This is a genomic window from Archangium violaceum, from assembly GCF_016887565.1.
Classification (GTDB): Bacteria; Myxococcota; Myxococcia; order Myxococcales; family Myxococcaceae; genus Archangium; species Archangium violaceum_B.
The window spans coordinates 776,691-792,025 of the sequence record NZ_CP069396.1 but is presented as its reverse complement, the minus strand read 5'-3'; the positions used below and the strand labels follow the sequence as shown (position 1 = coordinate 792,025).

General features: G+C 68.8%; 12 protein-coding genes and 1 pseudogene. 9 read left to right on the top strand and 4 right to left on the bottom strand.

Annotated elements, in window-relative coordinates; all coding sequences use genetic code 11:
* Positions 1 to 213: 213 nt before the first annotated feature.
* Positions 214 to 1,560 (bottom strand): hypothetical protein, encoded by a 1,347-nt coding sequence (locus tag JRI60_RS03415; protein WP_204224438.1) that lies wholly within the window; start codon positions 1,558 to 1,560, stop codon positions 214 to 216.
* Between the two features lie 399 nt (positions 1,561 to 1,959).
* Here JRI60_RS03415 and JRI60_RS03410 point away from each other — a divergent pair, with 399 nt between their 5' ends.
* The gene (locus tag JRI60_RS03410; RefSeq protein ID WP_204224437.1) at positions 1,960 to 2,427 is read left to right on the top strand and encodes a DUF4214 domain-containing protein; all 468 of its coding nucleotides are present in this window, start codon (positions 1,960 to 1,962) and stop codon (positions 2,425 to 2,427) included.
* A 125-nt stretch (positions 2,428 to 2,552) separates the two neighbouring features.
* Here the strand turns inward: JRI60_RS03410 and JRI60_RS03405 are convergent.
* Positions 2,553 to 4,444 (bottom strand): annotated as a pseudogene (locus JRI60_RS03405) (CHAT domain-containing tetratricopeptide repeat protein); the annotation flags it as partial.
* A 620-nt stretch (positions 4,445 to 5,064) separates the two neighbouring features.
* Between JRI60_RS03405 and JRI60_RS03400 the strand changes: the two are divergent.
* The 3 genes from JRI60_RS03400 (at position 5,065) to JRI60_RS03390 (ending at position 8,135) form a co-directional block, all read left to right on the top strand.
* On the top strand, positions 5,065 to 6,429 hold the full coding sequence (locus JRI60_RS03400) for a Tox-REase-5 domain-containing protein (RefSeq protein ID WP_204224436.1): 1,365 nt from the start codon (positions 5,065 to 5,067) through the stop codon (positions 6,427 to 6,429).
* Positions 6,426 to 7,157: an immunity 52 family protein gene (locus JRI60_RS54935; RefSeq protein ID WP_204224435.1), complete on the top strand. Its 732-nt coding sequence runs from the start codon at positions 6,426 to 6,428 to the stop codon at positions 7,155 to 7,157. Before JRI60_RS03400 ends, JRI60_RS54935 begins: the two co-directional genes overlap by 4 nt.
* A 207-nt stretch (positions 7,158 to 7,364) precedes the next feature.
* Positions 7,365 to 8,135 carry a hypothetical protein gene (locus JRI60_RS03390; protein ID WP_204224434.1) on the top strand — a complete coding sequence of 257 codons (771 nt, stop codon included), beginning with the start codon at positions 7,365 to 7,367 and terminating at the stop codon, positions 8,133 to 8,135.
* A gap of 171 nt (positions 8,136 to 8,306) precedes the next feature.
* Here the strand turns inward: JRI60_RS03390 and JRI60_RS52975 are convergent, their stop codons facing one another.
* Positions 8,307 to 8,708: a transposase gene (locus JRI60_RS52975; protein ID WP_275439095.1), complete on the bottom strand. Its 402-nt coding sequence runs from the start codon at positions 8,706 to 8,708 to the stop codon at positions 8,307 to 8,309.
* A gap of 40 nt (positions 8,709 to 8,748) precedes the next feature.
* Here JRI60_RS52975 and JRI60_RS03375 point away from each other — a divergent pair, with 40 nt between their 5' ends.
* From JRI60_RS03375 to JRI60_RS03355, 5 genes are all read left to right on the top strand, one after another.
* A complete protein-coding gene (locus tag JRI60_RS03375) occupies positions 8,749 to 10,284 on the top strand; it encodes an OmpA family protein (protein WP_204224432.1) in 1,536 nt (511 codons plus the stop codon).
* Between the two features lie 11 nt (positions 10,285 to 10,295).
* On the top strand, positions 10,296 to 12,125 hold the full coding sequence (locus tag JRI60_RS03370; RefSeq protein ID WP_204224431.1) for a DUF4215 domain-containing protein: 1,830 nt from the start codon (positions 10,296 to 10,298) through the stop codon (positions 12,123 to 12,125).
* A gap of 220 nt (positions 12,126 to 12,345) precedes the next feature.
* Positions 12,346 to 12,972 (top strand): hypothetical protein, encoded by a 627-nt coding sequence (locus JRI60_RS03365; RefSeq protein WP_204224430.1) that lies wholly within the window; start codon positions 12,346 to 12,348, stop codon positions 12,970 to 12,972.
* Positions 12,972 to 13,994 carry a M20/M25/M40 family metallo-hydrolase gene (locus JRI60_RS03360; RefSeq protein ID WP_204224429.1) on the top strand — a complete coding sequence of 341 codons (1,023 nt, stop codon included), beginning with the start codon at positions 12,972 to 12,974 and terminating at the stop codon, positions 13,992 to 13,994. Before JRI60_RS03365 ends, JRI60_RS03360 begins: the two co-directional genes overlap by 1 nt.
* A complete protein-coding gene (locus JRI60_RS03355; RefSeq protein ID WP_204224428.1) occupies positions 13,991 to 14,632 on the top strand; it encodes a hypothetical protein in 642 nt (213 codons plus the stop codon). The genes JRI60_RS03360 and JRI60_RS03355 overlap by 4 nt, the downstream gene beginning before the upstream one ends.
* 21 nt (positions 14,633 to 14,653) lie before the next feature.
* Here the strand turns inward: JRI60_RS03355 and JRI60_RS03350 are convergent, their stop codons facing one another.
* On the bottom strand, positions 14,654 to 15,229 hold the full coding sequence (locus JRI60_RS03350; protein WP_204224427.1) for a Uma2 family endonuclease: 576 nt from the start codon (positions 15,227 to 15,229) through the stop codon (positions 14,654 to 14,656).
* Between the last annotated feature and the right edge of the window lie 106 nt (positions 15,230 to 15,335).

Here is a 15,335-nt window from a genome sequence, read left to right as displayed (position 1 = left end):
ACGTCTTGCCCGTCAGTCGAACCACCCGCCGGGGTGCACGCACTCGTGAGGAACGGAATCGCGCATGCGGCACGAAGCAATAGCCTTGAACGTTTGAAATGGAGCATGAATCCTGCCTCGATGAGACGATGGATGAAGTGAGCCATCACTCATAGAGGCGCTCGCAACGGGCCTCGGGTTACCAGAATCGACGCCCACCCGCCCGCGGACTCATCAGAACGAGGCGAGGCCCAGCACCGTCTCGTTGAACCACTCGTCGAGCGGCGTGTGCGTGAGGGGGCCATCAGTCGTGCCGCCGAACTGGAGCGTCCCGTCGGGGCGGAACGCCAGGTGGGTGACTTCGACGTGCCGGGTCCCCGTCAGCTCCAGGCGGCCGAGTTGCTCCCCGTTCTCATCCGTCTTCAGCAGCAGGCCCTTGCCGGGCTCCACCCAGCTGTTCGTGTCCGCCTGGACGAAGTCCGTGGTGCCCGCGAAGTAGCAATGGCCACGTGCATCGACGCGGAAGTCATGGAGCCAATCCTCCCGCGAGATGTCGAGCGTCCGGTGGAGCGAGAGCGCACCGTCCTCCAGGCGTCCGCGCATCAGCACGAGGTCCCACTCGGTGGTGTCATTGGGTCGGTCGGACTTCAGGAGGTTCTCCATCGCGCCCAGGACCACCTCCCCCCGGTGGACGGCGAGGCCCGCGAGCTCCTCCTCGTTCCCCTCCCGCCCGAAGGTCTGCGCGAGTTGGAACTGTCCGTCCTGCCCGAAGCGCTGGACGACGATGTCGCGGCGGCCACCCCTCCAGGGCAGCGCGCGCCCGAAGTGGAGACGGTATGCCTCCGCCTCGCTCGAGAACATGCTCCAGGCCACCAGGAGGTTCCCCTGCTCATCCCGTGCGAGCTGCTCCTGGTCCGAGTGAAGGAGCGCGTTCCAGTAGTTGGCGGGCATGACCTGGGAGCTCCACCGCGTCTGGAGCGCGGCATCCAACCGGTACAGCTTCACCCCATGGGTCATCGCCATGAAGACGACCTCCTCACCGAGCACGACCGCGCGCAGGCGTGCGTGCTTGGGAGAGGGCCACACATCCCGCGGGTCCGTGTCGGTCGAGATGGAGAGGATCTGCTGCTGGTCGAGGTCGTAGTAGAGCCGCTCCTCCGCGCGGCCCGCGTCTTCGAAGAGGCGCTCCTTCGTAACGGCCCCTTCGGGGGAGAGACGGCTCAGCCGGAGGCGATAGGTGCGCGCCCCGGGGGCCTTCACGAGCTCGAAGAGGGTCACCTCGCCGCTGGGGTGCAGCGCGAATCTCCAGGGGAGCACCCCCTCCTCCCGTGCCAGGGCGAGCGCTCTCCGGCCGTCCGCCCCGTACACCTCGAGCGTCGTGACGGCGTCCAGGTCGGAGGAGTCTTTCGCCCTCTCACTCCGGAGCAGCCAGATGCGGCCCTTCGGGTCCGCCTCCAGTTGCAGGACTTCTCCATGGAAGGCATCTCCGGTGGGTCGGACCTGGACCGCCCCGGGCCAGCCCTCCCGCTGCGTCAGCGTCACCTCATCCGGCGCGGGTCTCAGCGAGCGAGTCGTCTCCACCTCGGGAGTCGTGCAGCCCACCAGAACGCCCAAAAGCACTGCCCCCCAGCCGTGCATCCGATGTTTCACGGTCTTCCTGTTTCGAGCCCGGACGCTCCGGTCTCGGCCCCCGGGCGTCGGAATGAGTTCGTGTGTCGCGCTCGTGCTCTTCGCCGGCGCGAGTTTCGTCGACGTCGCTTCCCAGGGGAAATTCAAGGGCGGCGTCAGAGCTTCCATGAGCGGCCGGGCATTGGTGCGCAAAGGAAGCGGATGCGTGCCGATGCTCGGGGAAGGCGTACTTGACGGACAGCCATGTGGCGCTCACCTGGTCGAAGTCCTCCACGGTGTGCTCGCGGATTTCCTGCATGATTTTCCACTTCGCGGGCTCCTGTTGACGAGTACATCAACGGAGACCCACTCATGCACCGCTCTTTTGTCCGCCTGCTTCAAGTCCTCATCGCCGCCGCATCCCTCACGCCCGGCCTGGCTCTTGCCTGGAACGCCCTCGACGACAACTTCTTCTACGTGCAGACCATCTATTGGGATCTGCTCAACCGGGCCCCAACGCACGATGAACTGTATGGCGGGTTCGATTACCTGGAGGCGTGTGGCAGCGACACCAGTTGCCAGAGAGCCAGACAGCTCTACATGGCGCGCAGCGTCTTCGATTCGCCAGAGCACTATAACGCCCAGGGCATGATCCCTGGCCATCCGCAGTTCCAGGACGCCTATGTCTGGCGCTGCTATACCGGCTTCTTGAAGCGCCAGCCCGAGTCCACGGGGTTCAATTTCTGGCTCCCCTACTTGCAGAACACCCATGACTACGGTGGGGTGATCAACGGGTTCCTCAACTCGGCGGAGTATCGCGGTCACTTCGGGGATCCCTAGTTTCACGCCGGGCCCCGTCCGTGGAACGACGGCACGGTGGCGAGCACCGCCGTTCTCATCGAGCCGGCGCCCGGTGCCGCAGGAGGGAGCGTTCCAGCCCACGGGCACGGTCGACGGTGAACGGGCTACGGCGCCGGTGGCTCCTGTGAGAGGGGTGCCAGCGCGCGGAGAGGGGCGTCTCGGCCCAGCACGATGAAGGGTGCCCAGTAGTGGGGATGGGGCTTCGTGGCCTGCAGCCAACGCATGGCCTCGCGCAGGGCGATGGCTCTCCCCTTCCCCGCGAGCAGGTTGCGGTAGTAGGCCTCCATCAGCTGCTGCGTGGTGTCGTCTTTCACCTTCCACAGACTCATCACGACTGTCTCCGCTCCGGCCACCACGAGCGCTCGGCGCAGTCCGTAGACTCCCTGGCCCAGCTTGACGTCCCCTCGTCCCGTATCGCAGGCGGAAAGCACCACCAGCTGGGTGCCCCAGAAATCGAGCCCGGCCAGCTCCAGCGCCGTCACCAGCGCGCTCTCGGGCGGGGGCTGGTTGGGGCTGGAGGCGCCAGGGGCCGGGGCGCGCGCCCCCGCGAGGAGGAGGCCGGAGCGCAGCAGGGGATCCGGTGGGCGCGAGGCGGGAGTGGCATCACCCAGCGAACCAAAGCTACCCACGGCGCGGGAGCCCGTGGGAGCGGAGGTGTCCTCGAGGAAGAAGCCGTGAGTGGCCAGATGGAGGATGCCGGGGGGAGGCAGCTGCAGCAGCCGCTCCTTGGTGGCCTCGGAACCCAGGAAGAGCTGGGCCTGGGGAAGCAGACGTTGAATGCTCTCGGCCTCCTGGCGGGTGCCTGGCAGCAGGGCGACGTCCCAGGCTCGTTGCGCCGGGCTCTCGCGCAGCGTGGAGAAGAAGCGCTCCGAAGCCCCTCCCGGGGAGGAAGCGGATGCTGGCAGTGGCGCGCCGAAGGCCGGGTCGGCGAGGACGACGACGGAGGTCGCTGGAGCTGTCTCCTGGGAGCCAGGCAGCAGGTCCTTGCCGGAGGTGAGGTAGGTGAAGTCGAAGGTATCCACGAGGAACTGCTTCCCGTCGTGCAGGGCGGCGAAGGGCACCAGGGCCAGCTGGCCATCCGGTGCGATGAAGAGGCGGCGAGTCTTTCCCAGCAGCGGAAGCAGGGGTGCGAATGGTCGTGTCTGGAAAGAGTACCAGCGCCAGGTAGCGCAGCTGACTGGGCCGCCGGGACTCGGGCGTGCCGGGTCTGGACACGAGCGGGCGGTCCCCGTAGGCGATGAACTCGACGAGGGCGCCGTCCTTGGGCAGGGCCTGGGCGACACGCTCGAGTTGGGTGCGCAGCCCGCGTAGTCGCTCGAAGGTGTCCTGCTCCTTCGCGCCCAGGCTCCGGTAGACAGCACGGGAGATGTCGGCCGTCTCCTCTACGGAGCGGCCTTTGAGGAGAAGAGCCGCGCCCAGGGCCAGGCGTCTCACGCGGGCGTCGTCTGGATGCGCGCGCAGCAGCGCATAGAGGCGTTCCTCGTCGCGGCGCAGAAACTGGAGAAAGCTGGCCAGACGCGCCTCGGAAAAAATCGAGCGCCTCGTGGCGCAGGCGCAGTTCGGACACGACGAAGGCGCGCGTGAACAGCGGGAGGGCCTCGTCAAGGCGATGCTGGGCCAGCCTGAGCTGGGCGAGGCTATTGAGCGATTGGGCGACGTCGGGATGGTTCTTGCCGAGGGCCGCCTCCCGAATGGCGAGCGCGCGTTCGTAGAGAGGCGCGGCCCGGTCGCACAACCCTTGGGCTTTGTAGAGGTTGGCGAGGTTGTTGACCGAGGAGGCGACGGTGAGATGGTTCTTGCCGAGAGCCGCTTCGAGGATGGCGAGCGCGCGCAGAAGGAGCGGCTCGGCCCGGTCGTACAGCCCCTGCTTCCAGTAGAGGGTGGCGACCATGTTGAGCGAAGCGGCGACATCCAGATGTGTGCCCCCAAGTGCCGTTTCCCGCAGTTCCAGCGCATGCTCGGCCCGCGCAATGGCCTCCGCGTACTCGCCGGTGTCCTGGAGCTTCTTCGCCTCGTCGAAGGCCGACTGCGCCTCCTGTAGCCGCGGGTCTGGTTTCTCTTCCGCGACCGACACTCCCGCCGCGCAGCAAAGAACCGCGAGCGTCACCCATCCCAGAACCTGTCGCATCTGTTCCCCTCGTTCGAAACAACAGCCCCAGACGCGGTCAAAGGACTCGAATCCGAGACAGTGTCACCGAGACCCCGAGACAGTGTCAAAGGACCCGAACCGCGGGACTCGAGCCAGAACGAGACCTGGCGTGGACGTCTCTGGCGGTCGTCCTGGACCCCTTTTCACGCAAGGTGGTGGGCTGGTTTCGCCGTGCTGCTGAGGATGTGGGCCACGGCGTTCTCGTCCCAGTCCTCGATGGACGCGGTCTCCAACGCGGTGGCCTCGCAAGGAGCTGTTGAACCACTCAGCTGTTCGTGTCCGCCTGCACGAAGTCCGTGGTGCTCGCGAAGTAGCAATGGCCACGTGCATCGACGCGGAAGTCATGGAGCCAATCCTCCCTCCAGGCCGGCCTCCTCACCCCACTTCGCCCATGGCAGGAATGACGCCCTTCATCGACTCGGCCAGTCTGTATGGCTGTTTCGCGCGGCGCCTGTCAGCATGTAGCCATGAGGCTGATGACATCCGCCGCGCTCCTGGCTGCCGTGCTGCTGCTGGCCTCCGGTGCCCTCGCCGCCGAGGCGGATGACTTCCAGGTGCTCCTGCGGCACAGCGGACTGCCGCAGTCCGCCCACCTGCCTCTGGGCCAGTCCCTCACTCCGAAGAAGGCCCAGGCCCTCTGGCGGGGGCTCGTGGATGGCCCCGCCAACCTGAGGACCTTCGCGCCCCGCACCACCCTGGCGCGCCTGCTACGCGAGGCCTCCGCCACCAGCCAACCCCTGCCCTACTCCGAGTTGCTCGCTCGCACCGCGCGCTTCCGCCGCCTGGTGGTGGCCCGACCGGATGGCTACTGCGCCGTGGCGCTCACCGGCACGCCCATCTCCTGGCTGGGACAGACCACCCTCCAGCAGGGGGAGTTGTACGTGCAGCGCATGCGCGTGGGCGCCTTCTACTTCGACGCAGGAGGCGTCTACTTCCCCGTGGATGAGGCCCTGCGCAAGCAGGAGTCCCCACCGGTGGGCGAACGCGCTCTGGGAAGAGACCCGGCCACCGCGGCCCTGCTGGAAACGGAGGCCGCACTGGAGGAGATGGCGCGAGGACTGGCAGCCCTCCTCACCGAGCCAGCTCGCACCCTGGCGGGCCTGACCCACCTTCCCTCGGCGGTGGCGGGTCTCATCTCCAGCTCTCCGGAATACTTCGCCCGCTATGGGACGATGAACCTGGAGGACCAGATTCGCGAGGCGGCACGGCTGGCCACCCATGTGCTGACGCTCCAGGGAGGTGCTGCCACGGTGGGGCCACGACTGGCCTCGGCCACGCGGCTGCCAGTGCTCACCCTCTCGGCCAGGGGCACGCTGGCGGTGCACGAGGTGGTAGTACCCGCTGGAGCCGTGACCGCGACGGTCGGGACCGGGGCCACGTCGGTATCCATCGTCCTCATGGCGCAGGGCAGTGAGGTGACCGGGGGCAGCAAATCCTGGTCTCCGCCCCCCGAGGGACCCGGCCAGTGGGTTCAGAAAGAGGAGCGCATGAGCGAGGAGGCCCAGCGCTTCCAGTCCCAGAAGACGGGCGCTCCAGAGGGCTGGGTCTACCGTGTCCGCACGGGCCCGGGGCCCAAGGACTTCGTGGACTTCGACGGATTCAAGAACGGCGTACTCCTGGAGGTCAAAGGTCCCGGCTACCGGGAACTCCTCAGAAAGATGGAGGGCAGGCCGTGGTTCGAAGGCGTCGAGGAACTGCTCGATCAGGCCCAAAGACAACTCAAGGCGGCCGACGGAACTCCCATCCAGTGGCACTTCGCCGAGCGGGAGGTCGCGGACTTCATGCGTGGACAATTCCAGAACAAAGGCCTCGACATCGAGGTCATCCCATGAAGGAAACGTATTACGTTGGAGCGTACTGGCTGACACGGCGAGAAACGGCCGAGGCCTGTGCTGAGCGAGCGGAAGCCTTCTTCAGCCTGCTCGCTTCATGCGACCCGAGCCTCGCTCGTTGGTTCAAAAAGGGCCGAACCCTCGAGGAGGCTTTGCGGTACCGCATTGAATCCGATGCGGCGAGTCTCGCGAATGTATTCAACCAGCAAGCGCAGGAGGAAGGACGCTTCGCCACGGATGGCTTCTCGCTGAGCGGATGGAATGGAGCAACTCACGAAGCAGCGAGTCGCCTCTCCCTGCTCTGCGGCGATGCATCGGTCAGGGTCTCCAACTCCTGTGTGTTCGAGCCGCCAGATCAAGGCTCCGCGGCGGAGCGCGTGCTCCAGACGCCCGTACTCGCACGGATACTGCGCGCCATGGCCGTGGCCTTCGAGCCTGAATGGGGCGTCGCCACCTCCCAGGAGCATCGAGGGCTGGTGGCACCGAAATCCGCCAGGGCCGGCACCTTCGTCGGCTGGCTCACATACTTCTCCCACCGCCGCGGCCCCCTGCCGCCCCTGCCCTCACCCGTTCAGGTCGAGCCCGTGGAGGACAAGGGCACGCTCGTCATCCTCACTCCCGAGCGCCTCACCGCCTCCAGCCCCCCCCACGTGGCGTTGGCCCTCGATGTCTCCGAGCGCCTCGTCCAGGCCGGCCTCCTCACCCCACTTCGCCCATGGCAGGAATGACGCCCTTCATCGGCTCGGCTTTCGGGATGGTGTAGGCGAGCCGGCCGTTAGGGACGCGGCGAGGGTGGAGCCGGTAGACAGACCCCGAGGTGCGCCCGCCCGCCTTCCACCAACGAACCCAACAGGACTCGTTGACCACCTTGACTCACGGGGTCAAATCCGCTCCCCTGGGCGGGCGTGAAGCGCTCATCCATGAGGGGACAGCACGTGGCGAACGAGAAGAAAGGCAAGGACGGTGGAACGGGGCCCTTCCAGCTCGGCAGGAGATACGAAGAGGTAGGGCTCGACCTGGGAAGCCTCCATGAAGCGCGGCATGTGGGCACGGGGAGAGCGGCACTGACGCTGTTGCCCGGAGCGCGCGTGGAATGGAAACCCGAGGGGCCCTGGCGGGTGCGGCTCACGTGCGATCCGGAGCTGCCGTCCGTGACGCTGGAGGTGGAGCATGCGCCCGCCTCAGCTCAGGTGACGCAGCTGGCGGACATCCTCGTGCTGATGACCGCCGCAGTCGAACGCGTGGAGGACAACGCCCAGGTGCATGCCCACCTCGTGGGAGGGCGGGTGGTGGGAGGGCGGGTGAGCCGCTGGGAGCGGTGGGGCCCGCGTGCCGTCGCGGGATTCGCCGTGCTCGCGTTGAGCCTGGGCGTCTGGCTGCATGGGGCGAGTGGGCCCGAACACCCGGAGCCCACCTCGCCCGGCGTGGAATCCCAAGGTCCCACCCCAACCGATGCACCGGATTTGATCAGCACGGGGGACTCGCAGACACCGAGCATTGCCTACCCGCTGCCCGCGCAGCCTTTCCGCAACCAGGCGAAGGCTCCATGCAGGACCCAGGCGGATGAAGTCGCAATCAATGGGGGTTGCTGGATGGAACTCGCTCGGCGTCCTCCCTGCTCCGTGACCCAGGCCGAGTATCAGGGCAAGTGCTACATGCCCGTTTCCAAGGACCGGGGCCGTCTGCCGCAATCCGTTCAACCCTGAGACTCCAGAATCGTGCGTACCCCTCCCGCTCCCTCCACGTACGCCAATTCCGCCGCCTGCCTCCACACCTCACGCAGGCGAGCACGTCGAAGTCGAACGTCCTCCTCAGCAACTCCGCGAAAGTCCACTCGCGGCGTCCTCTCCTTCTTCGGCTCCTTCCTGGCCGCTGCCTCAGGCGCCATGCTCGCCTCCTCCGCTGCTGCTTGGGGGACCAGGAATGGCCGCAGCTTCGTGCCTGGAGCGAAGACGCCGTGGAACCTCGTGAGGTTTGCCCGAGGCGGAGGCACCAGGGACGCCACACGCCGTAAAAAGTTCCAGCCCGGTGAAGAGCAGGTGCGTGGTGCCGTCCGGCAGCGTGCGATTCATCCGCCAAGCGATGCGGCCGTCCTCCGCTCGTGACAAACGCTCCAGCGCCAGCGCTCCGCGTGCTCCGTAGCGGCACAGCCGCTCCAGCCCCTGCCTGTCGTTGGCATGAAAGTAACGGCACGCGCACGCCGTAGCCGCCGCGCTCCTCCAAGATGCTGGGCCCGAGCCACCGCGGCGTGGGCTACGCTGCGCACCCGCCCGGGTCACTGAATTCCAGTGGCTCCGAACCGCAGTGGAGGGGATCCCTTTGCCTTCGCGAGAGATTCAAGGGTGGCTCGGTGGAACATTGGCGCTCTGGGCCTTCACCGCATCCGCCCAGTCGCAACGCATCCCTGGCTTCGAGCTGGAGCGACTCCAACTCAACCCCGGCGCACGCGACAGCCTCGTGCTGTCGACCGGCGACCTGACGCGGAAGGGCCAGTACCGCCTCTCCCTCACCGGCCACTGGGAGAACAAGCCCCTGGTGCTCTTCGAACACGGCACGGAGAGCGCCACCATCATCTCCCACCGCGTGACGGCGCACCTGAGCGGCGCCTGGTCCGTCACCGACTGGCTCGAGCTGGGTGCCCAGCTCCCCATCGTCGGCCAGTGGGCCCCGAACGTCTCCACGGTGGGCCTGGCCACGCCCCAGTCATTCGCGCTCGGCACCCCGTGGCTCCAGGCGCGCGCCAACCTCTTCTCCGAGCGCGACGGACGCCCCCTCGACCTCGGACTGCACCTCGGCGCCGCCCTGCCCGTGGGTAGCGCGGAGGCCCTCACGCTCGACCAGGGCTTCGTCTTCTCGCCACGCGTGGGCCTCGGCAAGCGCCTCGGGGATGCATGGCGCGTGGGCGCCGACGTCGGCGCGCTCGTCCGCACCCGGACGTACGCGCTCTCGCCCCAGGTGAAGACACCCCGGGACGAGCTGGGCGTCGAGGTGAACGGTGGCCTCAACGTCTCGGCCGCCCTGTTCGGATTGAAGGAGGAGCTGCTGGTGCGAGGCACGCTCCCCATGACGCGCGCCCCCTCGTCGCTGGAGGTGCTGCTCGGCCTCCGGGCCCCCGTGGGCCCCGTGGAGGTGTACGCCATGGGCGGCCCCGGCTTCGGCAAGACGCCCGGCACGCCGGCCTTCCGCGTGCTGGCTGGCGTGACGTACTCGCCGGAGAGCACCCCTCCGGCGAACCCGCGCGTGGAGGACCAGCCCGAGCCGGACAACGACAAGGACGGCATCGCCGACCGCTCCGACGCCTGCATGAACGAGGCGGGCATCCAGGAGAACCGCGGCTGCCCCGACAAGGACCGCGATGGGGACAGCCTCGTCGACCGGCTCGACAACTGCCCGGACGAGAAGGGCACCGAGAAGAACGGGGGCTGCAAGGACAAGCAGCTCGCGCGGATCGACGAGGGACAGCTGCGCATGCGCGAGCCCGTCTTCTTCGAGCAGAACGAGGACATCCTCAGCCCCCGCAGCCACGAGCTGCTGGACACGGTGGCGTCCATCCTGAAGACGCACCCGGAAATGAAGCTGCGCGTCGAGGGCCACACCAGCAACGAGGGTGATGCCGGGTACAACCTGGACCTGTCGCAGCGCCGTGCCGAGGCGGTGGTGAAGTACATCATCGGCAAGGGCGTGGAGCGTGAGCGCCTGGAGCCCAGGGGCTTCGGCCAGACGCGGCCCATCGCGGACAACGACACCAGCGAAGGCCGCGCGAAGAACCGCCGCGTGGAGTTCAAGATCGTCGGCGATGCCGTGGACGTGAAGACCCGGCAGGGCGCCCCCGCCGCCAAAACCCTCGAGAAGTGAGACCGACCTCCATGGATACACGCTCCACCCCATCGCGCACGGGAGTCTCCGTGGCGGCCCTCTCACTGGCCCTCCTCTTCACCCTCACCGGCTGCGGCCCGGACGTCTCGCACGGCGATGGCTGGTCCAGCACCGGCGCCAGCGACCTCCTCGTGGATGCGTCTGACGCCACGTGCGGCAACGGTGCCCTCAACCCCGGCGAGCAGTGCGACGACGGCGACACCACCGCGGGCGACGGCTGCGACGCGAGCTGCCGGGTCGAGGCGGGCCACGCATGCCCCACGGCCGGCCAGCCCTGCGTCACCAGCTGTGGCAACGGCGCCCTCGACCCGAGCGAGCAGTGCGATGACGGCGACATCACCGCGGGCGACGGCTGCGACGCGGCGTGCTTCATCGAGAGCGGCCACGAGTGCACGGGCGTCCCGTCCGTCTGCGCCAGGCTGTGTGGCAACAGGCGCATGGACGCGGGCGAGTCGTGCGACGACGGCAACGCCACCCAGGGTGATGGCTGCTCCAACGCCTGCGCCCTGGAGCCGGGCTATGCGTGCCCCACGGCCGGCTGGCCCTGCGCGAGGACCTGCGGCAACGGCACGGTGAACCCCGGCGAGCAGTGCGATGACGGCAACCTGACGTCGAAGGATGGCTGCGACACCGAGTGCCGTGTCGAGCCGGGTTACGCCTGCAGCACTCCCGCAGCCGGGAAGTCCGTGTGCGCCAACACCTGCGGCAACGGCAAGCTGGAGGCGAACGAGACGTGCGACGATGGCAACACGAAGGCGGACGACGGCTGCTCGCCGGGCTGCCGCGTCGACACCGGCTACAACTGCAGCGGGGCTCCGAGCACCTGCACCACCCTGTGCGGCGACGGCATCATGGCGGGCGGCGAGAGGTGCGACGACGGCAATGGCTCCACGGGCGACGGCTGCGACCGCTCGTGCCAGGTGGAGACCGGCTGGCGGTGCCCCGCGCCCGGGACGGTGTGCTTCCACACGTGTGGCAACGGCATCCGGGAGGCCGGCGAGGTGTGCGACGACGGCAACACCACCCGCGGTGACGGCTGCGGCGGCACCTGCCTCGTCGAGAGCGGCTACACCTGCGGCGGCGCGCCCAGCGTCTGCCGCACCTGGTGCGGTGACGGCGTGGTGGTGGGCTCCGAGGTGTGCGACGACGGCAACCTGTCGAATGGTGACAGTTGCGGCAACACCTGCGCCATCGACGTGGCCGCGCCCGTCATCACAGGCCCCGCGCCGGATTCCCACCTCGCCACCTCGACGCCCCCCCTCAGTGGCACGGCGAACGCGGGCCACACGGTGACGGTGCGCGAGGGCGACACGGTGCTCTGCACCGCCACCTCCGATGCCACTGGCAGGTGGAGCTGCACGCCCTCCCAGCCGCTCGTCGATGGCCCGCACACCGTGGCGGCCACGGCCCGGGATTCCTCGGGCAACGGGAGCACGAGCCCGGCCTCCACTCCGGTCTCCTTCACGCTCGACACGCAGCAGCCCGACACGCTCATCACCCGCAGCCCGCCCGCCAGCAGCGAGGACGACATCGCGGTGTTCGGTTACGACTCGACCGAGGTGGGCGTGCGTTACGAGTGCAGCCTGGACGGGGGCGCCTACGCTCCCTGCCAGGACACCTACGATGTCCGGCTCGGCGAGCACACCCTGAGCGTGCGCGCCGTGGACCGCGCGGGCAACGTGGATGTCTCGCCCGCTCAGTACACGTGGACGGTGGAGGACACCCGCAGCTTCGCCGGTGGTGGCTGCGGCGCCGCCCCCTCGTTCTCGTGGCTGGCCTTCCTCGCACTGCTGGGTCTGCGTCGCGCAAGCCGCCGCTGAGCGCGGGAAACGTCGGGTAGTGCCCAGCGGGGGTCCACCGGCTCGGGGGGCCCCCGCTGTCCTTTCGAGAGTGCCGTGACGCGCCGCGCTTCGGCTTCTGAACAACCCTCTCCGCCCTTGGGGAGGGACGGGCGCGCGGAGACCGGGAGTACCGTGGAATCGAGGGGGAAGCCGGCGCACCGTGCGTGCCGCGCTCCCTCGGGGGGAGGCCACGCATTCCATGAGACACGCCAAGACGGACGTCCCGAAAAGGGTGGGCCGCGTGCCCGCCGCGCTCCTCGCGCTGCTGGCGGGAGGAGCCCACGCCGCGCCACCCGCGCCACCCGTGAAGCCTCCTCCCACGCCCCCGCGCCACGAGCTCACCGTGGGCGTCACCTCGCTCCAGTACCTCGCGTCCCAGGGCTCCAGCGCGACGCACCACACCGCGGACATCGCCTACCATCGCAAGCTGCGGCTGGGCCAGCTGCCCGAGGCCGTGCGGCTCGGCATCGGCGTGCGCGTGGGCGTGCCGGACAGTGTCACATTGCCGCTGGAGGCCTACGGGCGCGTGCAGCTGGTGGCGAAGGTGGGGCCCTGGTCCCCGGCGCTCGGCCCCGAGGTGGGGGTGAGTGGCTTCACCCGGCTGCGGCGCTCCATCGAGAGCCCCTCGTATCCTCGCGGCCTCTCCGGCGCGCTGCAGGACCGCATGGGGCCCTTCTACGCCGGCATCACCCTCGCGCCGCTGCGCTTCGTGCTGGGGCCCCTCACCCTCAGCGCCGCCGAGCTGCAGACCGCCACGCCACTGAAGGACCCCGGCTCGGCCCTCCGCCTCCAGGTGGGCCTGCTGTACCTGGGAGGTGTCCTGTGATGCGCGTCCCGATGTTCCTCCCCGCGCTGCTGACCGTGGCGCTGGCCTCGAGCTGTGACTCCTCCACCCCACCCGCCCTGGACGAGGCGCGGCTGGCCGGACTGCCCGAGCTCGCCACCTCCGTGGACACCGCGCGACTCATGGCCACGGTGAACGCGGTGGTGGCGGCACACCGCTCCGACACTCCGATGGACTGCGCTCGCCTCGGGGTCACCCCGCCCTCTCCCAGCAATCCCCTGTGCCACCTCACGCGGGAGAAGGCGCGCGCGTACCTGCGCAACCAGCTGGCGGCGCTGGGCCTCACCCTCACCGAGCACGTCTCGCGAGATGGGGACCTCGACGTCGTCAACGTGGTGGCCGAGAAGCGCGGCACCCGCAGCCCCCACGAGGTGGTCCTGGTGGGCGCGCACTATGACGCCCTCCACGCGGGGGCCGATGACAACGCCACCGGCGTGGCCGCCGTGCTGGAGCTGGCGCGTGTCCTCTCCACCCGCTCCTTCGACCGCACCGTGCGCTTCGTCGGCTTCGACCTGGAGGAGCTCGGCTCCGTCGGCAGCACCCGGTACGTGGCCGACCTCGCCAGGGACGAGCACATCGTCGTCGCCCTCGTCCTCGACAGCATCGGCTACCGGAGCACCTCGCCCGGCTCGCAGCGCTCCGTGCCTCCCCTCTCGTTCCCGACGACCGGGGACTTCATCCTCGCCCTCGCCAACTCGCCCGCCTCCCAGCAGCTGGACGAACTGTGGCAGCTCCACCAGCGCATGGACCTCACCCGGATGATGACCCTCGGCGCTCCCGGCAACGGCAACGGGCCCCTCACCGGAGACCTCCTGCGCAGCGACCATGCCCCGTTCTGGCTGGACGGTACGCCCGCGCTCCTGCTCAACGACTCGACGGACCTGCGCAGCCCCCACTACCACCAACGCACGGATACGCCGGAGACGCTCGACCCCGCGTTCTTCTCCGACGTGGTCCGGCTCTCCGCGGTGTCGCTCGCCTACTGGGCGGGAGGTGTCCGATGAAGGCGTGTCTCCTGGGATTGCTGCTCGGCGCCCTGTGTCTCCTTCCCCCTCGCGCCCTCGCGGCGAAGAAGGCTCCCGCTGCTCCTGCCTCCACCGCTGCTTCCGTGGCGAAGGTCGTGACCGCCGCGCTGGTCGCGCCCGTGGTCCTTCCCGCCACACCTCCACCTCCTCCCCCTCCTCCGCCAGATAGGGTCTCGGTCTACCTGCGCGGCGGCGGTTCGCTCCTGGTCACGCCCACTCGGGCCATGGGTGGCGTCGGGGGCGGCGTGGGCCTGCGCGGCGTGCTGAAGGACCGCGTCATCCTCCAGGTGGACGTGGGCTACATGGGACTGCTCGGCAACGTGCGCGAGGTGCGCATCGGCGCGGGCGTGCAGCGCGGCGGCACATGGTCCCCCTCGATGCTCGCCACCGTGTCGGTGCTGCGAGGCGATGGTCTGACGCTGCGTACCGAGGGCGCTCCCACCTCCCCTCGCGGGCCCGCCGGAGCGCTGGCGGTGGTGTTCGCCCCCTTCCGCTTCTGCTCCGACCGGGGAAGCTGCGTGTCCCTGCTGGAGCCAGGCGTGGGACTTGGGACGGATTTCGCCACCGTCGGCCCCATCGTCCACCTGGGACTGCTGGAGCTGGGCCTCGCCTTCTAGAGGTGGGGGGCGATACCGCCCTCACCTCCCGGTATTGGCGGGCAACCAGAGCGCTTCGAGCTCCAGCTCCATGGCCTCGAAGGGCTCCGCCCGGATTCGTTGCTCTCCCACGTAGTTGTTGGCGAGCACCCAGCGATCATGCTCGCGCCGGAAGATCTCGAGCGTCTGGGTGAGCGGCTCGATGAACCAGACGTGGCCCACCTGCTCGCGCATGTACACCGGCAGCTTCTTCTCCCGATCGAAGCTCGAGGTCGAGGGGGACAGAACCTCGCAGCTCCAGTCCGGCGGAAGCGTGAAGAAGGACTCATCTGGCGGCACGGGCATCCGTGTGCGCCTCCATCCGGCCAGGTCTGGAACGAGGACGTCGTTCCCGAAATGCAGCTCCGGCTCGTCGAGGATCCACCAACCCCCCGGACCACCCCGGCCCCGCTGGAAGGGCCCGATCAGCTCACCACCCAGCGCGGAGGTAACGAGCGTATGGCGACTGGCGGGCCGCGGCGAGGCCACGAGCTCGCCAGAGACAATCTCCCCCACCACCGTCTCCGGAAGGGCTCGGAGATCCTCGTACGTCGCGGGCTTCTTGACCGTCACCGTCATGCGTTCCGACGGGAGCAGACCATGCCCCCGTGCCCCTGGGGAAGCGTCCGTTTGAGTGATGAAGGGTTCCATGACTCGATAGGTAACATGGCTCCCTCATAACCTC